At 68.8% G+C, this 12,298-nt stretch carries 7 protein-coding genes; 4 read left to right on the top strand and 3 right to left on the bottom strand.

All coding sequences use genetic code 11. The features are described from left to right. Positions 1–191: 191 nt before the first annotated feature. The 4 genes from rplJ (at position 192) to AB0P06_RS07605 (ending at position 9,453) form a co-directional block, all read left to right on the top strand. Positions 192–755 carry a 50S ribosomal protein L10 gene (gene rplJ, locus AB0P06_RS07620; protein WP_363605851.1) on the top strand — a complete coding sequence of 188 codons (564 nt, stop codon included), beginning with the start codon at positions 192–194 and terminating at the stop codon, positions 753–755. Between the two features lie 114 nt (positions 756–869). After that, positions 870–1,250 (top strand): 50S ribosomal protein L7/L12, encoded by a 381-nt coding sequence (rplL, locus tag AB0P06_RS07615; protein WP_363605850.1) that lies wholly within the window; start codon positions 870–872, stop codon positions 1,248–1,250. 731 nt (positions 1,251–1,981) lie between these two features. Beyond that, entirely contained in the window at positions 1,982–5,458 is a 3,477-nt protein-coding gene (gene rpoB, locus AB0P06_RS07610; protein ID WP_363605848.1) for a DNA-directed RNA polymerase subunit beta, read from the top strand. A gap of 101 nt (positions 5,459–5,559) precedes the next feature. Continuing rightward, positions 5,560–9,453 (top strand): DNA-directed RNA polymerase subunit beta', encoded by a 3,894-nt coding sequence (locus tag AB0P06_RS07605; RefSeq protein ID WP_363605846.1) that lies wholly within the window; start codon positions 5,560–5,562, stop codon positions 9,451–9,453. Between the two features lie 65 nt (positions 9,454–9,518). On the opposite strand, the gene AB0P06_RS07600 is transcribed toward AB0P06_RS07605, so the two are convergent. The 3 genes from AB0P06_RS07600 to AB0P06_RS07590 form a co-directional block, all read right to left on the bottom strand. Then, positions 9,519–10,685, bottom strand: a complete 1,167-nt coding sequence (locus AB0P06_RS07600) for a M48 family metalloprotease (protein ID WP_363605845.1) — start codon at positions 10,683–10,685, stop codon at positions 9,519–9,521. Positions 10,686–10,773: 88 nt separating this feature from the next. Continuing rightward, positions 10,774–11,316, bottom strand: a complete 543-nt coding sequence (locus tag AB0P06_RS07595) for a Pycsar system effector family protein (RefSeq protein WP_363605844.1) — start codon at positions 11,314–11,316, stop codon at positions 10,774–10,776. A gap of 15 nt (positions 11,317–11,331) precedes the next feature. Then, positions 11,332–12,291 carry a hypothetical protein gene (locus AB0P06_RS07590; protein ID WP_363605842.1) on the bottom strand — a complete coding sequence of 320 codons (960 nt, stop codon included), beginning with the start codon at positions 12,289–12,291 and terminating at the stop codon, positions 11,332–11,334. Positions 12,292–12,298 lie beyond the last annotated feature (7 nt).

Here is a 12,298-nt window from a genome sequence, read left to right as displayed (position 1 = left end):
GCTTGGACTTCCGGGTTCGCGCGTCTCGCGTGCACCTGTCGAGGTCGAACTGAGCCCCGTGCGCCTGCGCACCGGGGCTCATCTGCTTTTCCGCAGGAGCTTTCCTTCCGTACGACCGGTCGGTCCGAGGCACAGATGGTCGACTTTCGCGGTCGGCCCGACTTCGACATCACGGAAGGAGGCGTAAGCCTATGGCAAGGCCCGACAAGGCTGCCGCCGTCGCCGAGATCACGGACAAGTTCCGTGCCTCGAACGCGGCCGTGCTGACCGAGTACCGCGGTCTGACGGTGAAGCAGGTTAAGACCCTGCGTCGCTCGCTGGGTGACAACGCCCAGTACGCCGTGGTGAAGAACACGCTGACCAAGATCGCTGCCAACGAGGCCGGGATCACGGAGCTGGACGACCTGTTCGCGGGTCCGACGGCTGTTGCCTTCGTCACCGGTGACCCGGTGGAGTCGGCGAAGGCTCTGCGTGACTTCGCCAAGGAGAACCCCGCTCTCATCATCAAGGGCGGTGTCCTTGACGGCAAGGCGCTGACCGCCGATGAGATCAAGAAGCTCGCGGACCTCGAGTCCCGCGAGGTGCTGCTCGCCAAGCTGGCCGGCGCCATGAAGGGCAAGCAGTCGCAGGCTGCCGCGCTCTTCCAGGCCCTGCCCTCGAAGCTCGTCCGCACTGTGGACGCGCTTCGCGACAAGGTCGAGCAGGGCGGTGCCGGTACGCCGGCTCCCGCCGCCGAGGACGAGGCCGCGGAGTAGTACCACCATGTCCCTCCAGGACGTGGCCGCAGGCTGACCGCCTCGCTGCGGGCCCGTGCCCGCCCAACCCGTACATACGGCACCACCTGCCGATTTAGTGGAAGGACGCCAATCATGGCGAAGCTGTCCCAGGACGAGCTGCTCGCGCAGTTCGAGGAGCTCACCCTCATCGAGCTCGCCGCCTTCGTGAAGGCCTTCGAGGAGAAGTTCGACGTCACCGCTGCCGCCCCGGTCGCCGTGGGCATCGCTGCCCCGGGCGCCCCGGTCGAGGCCGCTGAGGAGCAGGACGAGTTCGACGTCATCCTCGAGGGTGCCGGCGACAAGAAGATCCAGGTCATCAAGGAGGTGCGCACCCTGACCTCCCTCGGCCTGAAGGAGGCCAAGGACCTCGTTGACACCGCTGGTGCCAAGGTCCTGGAGAAGGTTGCCAAGGACGTTGCCGAGAAGGCCAAGGCTGCCCTCGAGGCCGCCGGCGCCAAGGTCACCGTCAAGTGACTTGTTCCCGGCCCTGACGGCCGGGAGGCAGTACCCCCGAGCCCCCTCTGAGGGGGCCCGAGGCCGGGCCGATCACCCTTGCGGGTGGTCGGCCCGGCCTTTTCGCGTACCCGGCCCCAGCGGGCCCCCGGGAGGCCCGCCGCCAGTGTGGCCGAGAGCCCACTCGGCACTGTCGGTGCGGGCGGGTATGGTGATCGCTGTCATCGTCTGTGGCCCCCACCACGGCTTCTGTAACGCCAGGGGGCTTCCGGCCGATGGACGGGTCGAGGTCCGCGCCGGAGGCCGGCCCTTGACGAACCAGGCGCGGCGCGCGATTCTCAAGGCGCGAGTCCGCCCGGTTGGTTCGCCGCTGGATGCATAACCAGCGGCTTCAGCGGGAAGTGACTCCACGTGAGTTATGGGGCCCGGCGGTGTCCGGGCCAGTGCAGTACCCGGTGGACGTACGCGTCCGCCGGCTACCGGGAGGAGTCTCCGATTCGGTCTCCGAATCAGAGCTGGACAGCAGTGTGCCGTTTGGCTACACTGTCCCTTTGCGCTGCCTGTTAGCTGCTCCGTGACTCGTCGCCCGGAGTCGGCGTTGCCCTGAAGGGGTCTGGCACTGCCTTCGCAAAACGGCTCTGACCTGGGATTTCGATCCCGGCGGAGGCCAGTGGCGGAAGGCGGCACCAAACCCGTCCAGGCCCGGCTGGTACGCGCGCAGTGAGCTCCGAGCCCTCGGAAGGACCCCCCTCTTGGCCGCGCCGCGCAACGCCTCGAACAATTCCGCCGCATCCACCGCCCCGCTCCGCGTCTCGTTCGCGAAGATCAAGGAGCCCCTTGAGGTCCCGAACCTCCTGGCCCTGCAGACCGAGAGCTTTGACTGGCTGCTCGGCAACGCGGCCTGGAAGTCCCGGGTCGAGGCGGCCCTGGAGAGTGGTCAGGACGTCCCCACGAAGTCCGGTCTGGAGGAGATCTTCGAAGAGATCTCCCCGATCGAGGACTTCAGTGGGTCGATGTCGCTGACCTTCCGCGACCACCGTTTCGAGCCGCCGAAGAACTCGATTGACGAGTGCAAGGACCGCGACTTCACGTTCGCCGCCCCGCTCTTCGTCACGGCCGAGTTCACGAACAACGAGACCGGTGAGATCAAGTCTCAGACGGTCTTCATGGGCGACTTCCCGCTCATGACCCACAAGGGCACGTTCGTGATCAACGGCACCGAGCGTGTCGTCGTCTCCCAGCTCGTCCGTTCCCCCGGTGTCTACTTCGACTCCACCCTGGACAAGGTGTCCGACAAGGACATCTACTCCTGCAAGGTCATCCCCTCGCGTGGTGCCTGGCTCGAGATGGAGATCGACAAGCGTGACATGGTCGGTGTCCGCATCGACCGCAAGCGCAAGCAGTCCGTCACGGTGCTGCTCAAGGCTCTCGGCTGGACCAACGAGATGATTCTCGAGGAGTTCGGCGAGTACGAGTCGATGCGCGCCACCCTGGAGAAGGACCACACCCAGGGCCAGGACGACGCGCTGCTGGACATCTACCGCAAGCTGCGTCCGGGCGAGCCGCCCACGCGTGAGGCCGCGCAGACGCTGCTCGAGAACCTCTACTTCAACCCGAAGCGCTACGACCTCGCGAAGGTCGGCCGCTACAAGGTCAACCGCAAGCTGGGCAACGCCGAGTCGCTGGACTCCGGCGTGCTCACCGAGCCCGACATCATCGGTGCGATCAAGTACCTGGTGAAGCTGCACGCGGGCGAGACCGAGTGGCGTGACGACGCCGGCCGCGACATCGTGGTCGAGGTCGACGACATCGACCACTTCGGCAACCGCCGCCTGCGCAACGTCGGCGAGCTCATCCAGAACCAGGTCCGTACGGGTCTCGCCCGTATGGAGCGCGTCGTGCGCGAGCGCATGACCACCCAGGACGTCGAGGCGATCACGCCGCAGACCCTGATCAACATCCGGCCGGTCGTCGCCTCCATCAAGGAGTTCTTCGGCACCAGCCAGCTGTCGCAGTTCATGGACCAGACGAACCCGCTGTCGGGCCTGACCCACAAGCGCCGTCTGTCCGCCCTCGGCCCCGGCGGTCTCTCCCGTGAGCGCGCCGGCTTCGAGGTCCGTGACGTGCACCCCTCGCACTACGGCCGCATGTGTCCGATCGAGACCCCCGAAGGCCCGAACATCGGTCTGATCGGGTCGCTGGCCTCGTACGGCCGGGTCAACGCCTTCGGCTTCATCGAGACCCCGTACCGCAAGGTCGTCGACGGTGTGGTCACCGAGCAGGTGGACTACCTCACCGCCGACGAGGAGGACCGCTACGTCATCGCCCAGGCGAACGCCCCGCTGACCGCGGACCTGCACTTCGCCGAGCCGCGTGTCCTGGTCCGCCGCCGTGGCGGCGAGATCGACTACATCCCGGGCAGCGAGATCGACTACATGGACGTCTCGCCGCGCCAGATGGTGTCGGTCGCGACCGCCATGATCCCGTTCCTCGAGCACGACGACGCCAACCGCGCGCTCATGGGCTCGAACATGATGCGCCAGGCGGTGCCGCTGCTGAAGAGCGAGGCCCCGCTGGTCGGCACCGGCATGGAGTACCGCTGCGCGGTCGACGCCGCCGATGTCATCACGGCCGAGAAGGCGGGTGTCGTCCAGGAGGTCTCGGCCGACTACGTCACCGTGGCCAACGACGACGGCACGTACACCACGTACCGCGCCGCCAAGTTCACCCGCTCCAACCAGGGCACCGCCTTCAACCAGAAGGTGCTCGTGGACGAGGGCGCCCGGGTCGAGTCCGGCCAGGTGCTCGCGGACGGTCCCTGCACCGACGAGGGCGAGATGGCCCTCGGCAAGAACCTGCTCGTGGCGTTCATGTCCTGGGAGGGTCACAACTACGAGGACGCGATCATCCTGTCGCAGCGCCTCGTGCAGGACGACGTCCTCTCCTCGATCCACATCGAGGAGCACGAGGTCGACGCCCGTGACACCAAGCTGGGCCCCGAGGAGATCACCCGGGACATCCCGAACGTCTCCGAGGAGGTCCTCGCCGACCTCGACGAGCGCGGCATCATCCGCATCGGCGCCGATGTCGTCACCGGCGACATCCTGGTCGGCAAGGTCACCCCGAAGGGTGAGACCGAGCTGACCCCGGAGGAGCGCCTGCTGCGCGCGATCTTCGGTGAGAAGGCCCGTGAGGTCCGCGACACCTCGCTCAAGGTGCCGCACGGTGAGTCCGGCAAGGTCATCGGCGTCCGCGTCTTCGACCGCGAAGAGGGCGACGAGCTGCCCCCCGGCGTGAACCAGCTGGTCCGCGTCTACGTGGCCCAGAAGCGCAAGATCACCAACGGTGACAAGCTCGCCGGCCGTCACGGCAACAAGGGCGTCATCTCCAAGATCCTGCCGGTCGAGGACATGCCGTTCCTGGAGGACGGCACCCCGGTCGACATCATCCTGAACCCGCTGGGTGTCCCGTCCCGAATGAACCCGGGACAGGTCCTGGAGATCCACCTCGGGTGGCTCGCCAAGCAGGGCTGGGACGTCTCCGGCCTCGCCGACGAGTGGGCCCAGCGCCTGCAGGCGATCGGCGCCGACACCGTCGAGGGTGGCACCAACCTCGCCACCCCGGTCTTCGACGGCGCCCGCGAGGACGAGATCACCGGCCTGCTGGACAACACCACCCTCACCCGTGACGGTGAGCGACTGGTGAACTCCACCGGTAAGGCCCGGCTGTTCGACGGCCGCTCCGGCGAGCCGTTCCCGATGCCGGTCTCGGTCGGCTACATGTACATCCTCAAGCTGCACCACCTGGTCGACGACAAGCTGCACGCCCGTTCGACCGGTCCGTACTCGATGATCACCCAGCAGCCGCTCGGTGGTAAGGCGCAGTTCGGTGGTCAGCGCTTCGGTGAGATGGAGGTGTGGGCCCTTGAGGCGTACGGCGCGGCCTACGCGCTGCAGGAACTGCTCACCATCAAGTCCGACGACGTTCTCGGCCGCGTGAAGGTCTACGAGGCCATCGTCAAGGGCGAGAACATCCCCGAGCCCGGCATTCCCGAGTCCTTCAAGGTGCTCATCAAGGAAATGCAGTCGCTCTGCCTCAACGTGGAGGTGCTGTCCTCGGACGGCCAGTCCATCGAGATGCGGGACTCCGACGAGGACGTGTTCCGCGCCGCCGAGGAGCTCGGCATCGACCTGTCCCGGCGCGAGCCCAGCAGCGTCGAAGAGGTCTGACGGAGGTTGGGCCGGCTGCCCGCTGAGCAGCCGGCCCGCCCCCAGGCCCCCCTCAGACCACATGAACGACTCTCGACTTACGAAAGAGGGCTTGACGACCAGTGCTTGACGTCAACTTCTTCGACGAGCTCCGCATCGGCCTGGCCACCGCCGACGACATCCGCCAGTGGTCGCACGGCGAGGTCAAGAAGCCGGAGACCATCAACTACCGCACCCTGAAGCCCGAAAAGGACGGCCTCTTCTGCGAGAAGATCTTCGGCCCGACCCGGGACTGGGAGTGCTACTGCGGTAAGTACAAGCGCGTCCGCTTCAAGGGCATCATCTGTGAGCGCTGCGGCGTCGAGGTGACCCGCGCCAAGGTGCGCCGTGAGCGGATGGGCCACATCGAGCTGGCCGCTCCGGTCACCCACATCTGGTACTTCAAGGGTGTCCCGTCGCGTCTGGGCTACCTGCTCGACCTGGCGCCGAAGGACCTCGAGAAGGTCATCTACTTCGCCGCCTACATGATCACCTGGGTGGACGACGAGCGCCGTCAGCGCGACCTCCCGTCCCTGGAGGCGCACGTCTCGGTCGAGCGTCAGCAGATCGAGAACCGCCGCGACTCCGACCTCGAGGCCCGTGCCAAGAAGGCCGAGACCGACCTGGCCGAGCTGGAGGCCGAGGGCGCCAAGGCCGACGTGCGCCGCAAGGTGCGCGAGGGCGCCGAGCGCGAGATGAAGCAGCTGCGCGACCGCGCGCAGCGCGAGCTCGACCGCCTCGACGAGGTGTGGGCCCGCTTCAAGAACCTCAAGGTCCAGGACCTCGAGGGCGACGAGCTGCTCTACCGCGAGCTGCGCGACCGCTTCGGCACCTACTTCTCCGGCTCGATGGGCGCGGCGGCCCTCAAGGACCGCCTCGAGACCTTCGACCTGGCGGAGGAGTCCGAGCGCCTGCGCGAGATCATCCGCACCGGCAAGGGCCAGAAGAAGACCCGTGCGCTGAAGCGCCTCAAGGTCGTCTCCGCGTTCCTGCAGACCACCAACAAGCCCAACGGCATGGTGCTGGACTGCGTCCCGGTCATCCCGCCGGACCTGCGTCCGATGGTGCAGCTGGACGGTGGCCGCTTCGCGACCTCCGACCTGAACGACCTGTACCGCCGCGTCATCAACCGCAACAACCGCCTGAAGCGCCTGCTCGACCTCGGTGCCCCCGAGATCATCGTGAACAACGAGAAGCGCATGCTCCAGGAGGCCGTCGACGCGCTGTTCGACAACGGCCGCCGCGGCCGTCCGGTCACCGGCCCGGGCAACCGCCCGCTGAAGTCCCTCAGCGACATGCTGAAGGGCAAGCAGGGTCGTTTCCGTCAGAACCTGCTCGGCAAGCGAGTCGACTACTCGGCCCGTTCGGTCATCGTCGTCGGCCCGCAGCTCAAGCTGCACCAGTGCGGTCTGCCCAAGGCCATGGCGCTGGAGCTCTTCAAGCCGTTCGTGATGAAGCGCCTGGTCGACCTGAACCACGCGCAGAACATCAAGTCGGCCAAGCGCATGGTCGAGCGCGCCCGCCCGGTCGTGTGGGACGTCCTCGAAGAGGTCATCGCCGAGCACCCGGTTCTGCTGAACCGTGCGCCCACCCTGCACCGCCTCGGCATCCAGGCCTTCGAGCCGCAGCTGGTCGAGGGCAAGGCCATCCAGATCCACCCGCTCGTCTGCACCGCGTTCAACGCGGACTTCGACGGCGACCAGATGGCCGTCCACCTGCCGCTCTCCGCGGAGGCGCAGGCCGAGGCCCGCATCCTGATGCTGTCCTCGAACAACATCCTGAAGCCGGCCGACGGTCGCCCCGTCACCATGCCGACCCAGGACATGGTGCTCGGTCTGTTCTTCCTCACCTCGGACCGCGAGAACGTGAAGGGCGCCGGCCGCACCTTCTCGTCGACCGCCGAGGCGATCATGGCCTTCGACGCCCGCGAGCTGGACGTCCAGGCCCCGATCGAGCTGCGTCTGCCGATCGGCACCGTCCCGCCGCGCGGCTGGACCCCGCCGGTGGACGAGGACGGCCAGTCGTCCTGGTTCGAGGGCGAGTCCTTCCGCCTGAGCACCACCCTGGGCCGCGCGCTCTTCAACGAGCTGCTGCCCGAGGACTACCCGTTCGTCGACTACGAGGTGGGCAAGAAGCAGCTCTCCGCGATCGTCAACGACCTGGCCGAGCGCTACCCGAAGGTCGTCGTCGCGGCGACCCTGGACAACCTGAAGGCGGCCGGCTTCCACTGGTCGACCCGTTCCGGTGTCACCGTCTCGATCTCCGACGTCGTCGTCCCGCCGAGCAAGGGCCAGATCCTTGAGGGCTACGAGGCGCAGGCCGAGAAGATCCAGAAGCAGTACGAGCGCGGTCTGATCACCAACGACGAGCGCAAGCAGGAGCTCATCGGCATCTGGACCCGGGCGACCAACGAGGTCGCCGAGGCCATGAACGAGAACTTCCCGAAGACGAACCCCATCTTCATGATGGTCGACTCGGGTGCTCGTGGAAACATGATGCAGATGCGCCAGATCGCCGGTATGCGTGGTCTGGTGTCGAACGCGAAGAACGAGACGATCGCCCGTCCCATCAAGGCGTCGTTCCGTGAGGGCCTGTCCGTGCTGGAGTACTTCATCTCCACCCACGGTGCCCGTAAGGGTCTGGCCGACACCGCTCTGCGTACCGCCGACTCCGGTTACCTCACCCGTCGTCTGGTCGACGTCTCCCAGGACGTCATCATTCGCGAGGAGGACTGCGGCACCGAGCGCGGCCTGAAGCTGGCGATCGGCTCCGTGGGCGTCGACGGTGTGCTCCGCAAGGCCGACGACGTCGAGACCAGCGTCTACGCCCGCATGCTCGCCGAGGACATCACGGTGGACGGCAAGCTCCTTGCCACCGCCAACACCGACCTCGGTGACGTGCTGATCGACGAGCTGATCCGCCACGGCATCGGCGAGGTCAAGACCCGCTCGATCCTGACCTGTGAGTCGGCCGTCGGCACCTGCGCCATGTGCTACGGGCGTTCGCTGGCCACCGGCAAGCTGGTCGACATCGGTGAGGCGGTCGGCATCATCGCCGCCCAGTCCATCGGTGAGCCCGGTACCCAGCTGACCATGCGTACCTTCCACACCGGTGGTGTGGCCGGTGACGACATCACCCAGGGTCTGCCCCGTGTCGTCGAGCTCTTCGAGGCCCGTACCCCCAAGGGTGTGGCCCCGATCTCGGAGGCCCAGGGCCGGGTCCGCATCGAGGACACCGAGAAGACCCGCAAGCTGGTCGTCACGCCGGACGACGGCACCGACGAGATCGCCTACCCGGTCTCCAAGCGTGTGAAGCTGCTCGTCAGTGAGGGCGAGGCGGTCGAGGTCGGCCAGAAGCTGACCATGGGTGCCACCAACCCGCACGACGTGCTGCGGATCATGGGCCAGCGTGCCGTCCAGATCCACCTGGTCGCCGAGGTCCAGAAGGTCTACAACTCGCAGGGTGTGTCGATCCACGACAAGCACATCGAGATCATCATCCGGCAGATGCTCCGCCGTGTGACGATCATCGAGTCGGGCGACGCCGAGCTGCTCCCGGGCGAGCTCGTCGAGCGCGGCCGCTTCGAGACCGAGAACCGTCGGGTGGTCTCCGAGGGCGGTCACCCCGCCTCCGGCCGTCCGCAGCTGATGGGTATCACCAAGGCCTCGCTGGCCACCGAGTCCTGGCTGTCGGCCGCCTCCTTCCAGGAGACGACCCGGGTCCTCACCGACGCGGCGATCCACGCCAAGTCGGACCCGCTGCTGGGCCTCAAGGAGAACGTCATCCTCGGTAAGCTCATCCCGGCCGGTACGGGTCTGCCCCGCTACCGCAACATCCGGGTCGAGCCGACCGAAGAGGCCAAGGCCGCGATGTACTCGGCCGTCGGCTACGACGACTACGACCTGTCGCCCTTCGGCGCCGGCTCCGGCCAGGCGGTTCCGCTGGACGACTACGACTACGGCCCCTACACGGGCTGACGGTCTCGTACCGCAGGGCGGTCACCCCGATTCGGGGTGGCCGCCCTGCGGCGTTTCGGGGGCGGTCACCGCCGGGCCGCGCGCCAGTCCTCCAGCCGCCGGATCCGGGTGTGGGGGTCGGGGTGCGTGGAGAGCAGACGGGCGACCAGGCCCGGCCGCACCTGCCGGCCCCCGTTGGCCCTCCGGGCGGCTTCGAGCTCCGCCGCCTCTGCGGCCCGGAAGGTGTGCAGGACCTCCAGCATGGCGTCGGCGAATCCCGCTTCGGCCGCTTGCAGATCGGCCCGGAGCTCGGAGCGCCGGCCGACCGCCGCGATCAGGTAGGGCGTGACCAGGACCATCAGCAGCGGCGGGAAGACGAGCGCGGCGGCGACGGCCAGGGCGCCGCAGGCGATGGCCACCGCGAGGGCGCCGAGACCGGAGAAGAACGCGGTGAAGTGGAACAGGAAGGACGCCGCGAACCGGAACGCCAGCCAGGTGAGCCGGCCCGGCAGGGAGTACCAGTAGCCCAGCAGGGTGGCCCAGGCGTGACCGCCGCGGTGGTGGCCGAGTTCGTGGGCCAGGACGCCCGCGAGCTGGGCGGGCGGGAGCTTCTCCAGCGAGTAGCGGGTGACGCTGACGATGTGTCCGGCCGCCGCCGAGGCGTTGAGCTGGTGGTTCTCCTCGATCCAGAGGTCGTAGACGGAGCCGTCCACACCGGCCTTCATGGTGACCTGCTGCCAGATCGGCTCCAGCCGTTCCAGGTCGGAGCGGAGCGGGACCCGCAGATGGAAGAGGTAGCGGGCGAGCAGGCGCTCGGTGGGGCGGTGGAAGACCAGGGCGCCGGAGGCGACCCAGAGGGCGATCACCAGGTAGCCGAGGGCGGTCGGGAGGAGGAGCGAGAGCAGCCAGACCGTGGCCAGGCTGCAGAGGAAGTGCGGGAGCTGGAGGGCCAGCTGTCCGAGTGTGGTGGCGTCCGCGCCGCGCTGGCGGGCGGCGAGGTGGACCCGGCCGGTGTGCGGTGCGATGTCGACGGCAGGGTCGACCGGCCGGTCGGCGGACGGCTGCGGGGCCGTCTTCGGGGGCGCGGGGGGCGCCGTCCTCGAGGGTGTGGGGTACGGCGGTGCGACGGGTGGGACGGTCGGGTACGTCGGGGCGGGCCGGCTTTCGCCCGTCGGCGTCGGGTACTGCGGAGGGATCGTCGGGCACTGCGGTGCGGCGGGCTGGGGCGCGGCCGGAAAGGTCGGCTCGGACATGGCGGGATCCTCGGTGATGGGCGCGCGGGAACGGCGCCGGGCACGGTCGACGAGTGGTGCGGCGGTGCGGACGGACGTGCGGGAGGGGTCAGCCGATGAGCAGGGCCGTGACCAGCAGCAGCATCCCGAGCCCGAAGGAGAACACCCCGGTCCGGACCCAGCGGTGCTTCCGGGAGACGATCAGGCTGGTGTCGGCGAGTGCCGTCAGCACGCCCTCGGTGGCGAGCCGTTCGGTGTCGGCGAGGGCTTCGGCCAGCAGGCCCTGCCGGGTGGCGCGGCGTATGTCGCCGAAGTAGGCGAGCGGACGCCCCGGGCACCAGGTGCTCCGCCGGTAGCGGGGCAGGACCGCGAGCAGGAGCGAGAGCAGCGAGGCGGCCAGGCCGGCGGCGCCGGAGATCAGGAGCACCTCGGCCGGCCCGGCGAGCCGCTCCGGGCGCCAGTCGCCGCCGGCGAGCAGGCCTCCCAGGACTCCGACCAGCACGCCGAGGGCGGCGACCAGGATGGCGGCCTTGCTGTCCGCGCGGGCTATCTCGGTGCGCAACTCGGCGAGCAGCGCGGTCCCGCCGGCCGAACCGGCGGTCGGAGGCGGAGTGGGGGACGGCGCGGGGGACGGTGTGGGGGCGGTGGGCATGGTCGGCTCCACAGGTCAGTTCGGGTACGGAGCGGCCGGTCCGGTGCCCAGCTCCGGGGTGACGCCGGAGCCGGGAGCCTGGCGGAGGATGGCGGTGATCGCCTCCAGCGCGGCCCGGGAGGAGTCCTCCAGCTGGAACTGCTCGAAGGTGCCCTGGCCCAGCAGCTTTTCGACCAGATGGATCTGGTTGCGGACCAGGTCCTGTTGCTCACCGCGGAGGTGTTCGAGCGCCCGCGGCAGGTCGTCCGGGTGCTGGGCGAGCTGGAGGGCCCAGGCGGCCACCCCGCCCTCTTCCAGGTGGTACTGGTAGAACTTCGACTTCGCGGCGAGGATCTCGTTCTCCTCCTGGACCTGGCGCAGGGCGAGCGGGTGGGCCTGCCGGCTGAAGTGGTAGCTGCGGAGCAGTTCTTTCTGGGCCTGGGCGGCCGGGTCGAGGTCCAGCCGGACGGCGCAGGTCACCCGGAGCCCCTCCGTGTCGGCGAGCGGCTGCTCGTCGAGCGCCCGCTGGACGGCCAGTTCGGCCTCGCCGCTGAGGTCGGTGGCGAGCGTGCGGGCGGTGACGCGCATCCGCTGCCGGATCCGGGGGGCGAGCAGGGCCGGGACGTCGCGGATCCGGCTCATGACGACGCGTTCGGCGGCCGACACCTGCCAGTCGACGTCGACGACGGCCTCGAAGGCGCCGACGTCGTCCTGGCCGGGGAGCCGCTCGGTGAGACGGAGGTGGTGGACGGCGAGATCCACCTCGTACGCCGCCTGGTAGGCGCGGCCGACCAGATCGGTGAGGCCGGGGCGATGCGGCGGGAGGTAGACCTGGTAGCCGCCCTTGGCGGTGGAGAGGACCAGTGCGCTGTCGGCCTGGGTGGCCAGCCGCCGGGTCAGGCCGACCGACCTGCCCAGCGGGCGGACGGTCAGGACGGGGTCGGTCAGCGGGGTGGCGTGGCCCGCCGCGGCGTGGGGTCGGTGGTGCTCCGGCATGCGCTGG

Source organism: Kitasatospora sp. NPDC088351, from assembly GCF_040685575.1.
Taxonomy (GTDB): Bacteria; Actinomycetota; Actinomycetes; order Streptomycetales; family Streptomycetaceae; genus Kitasatospora.
This window is presented reverse-complemented; position numbering and strand designations above follow the sequence as displayed.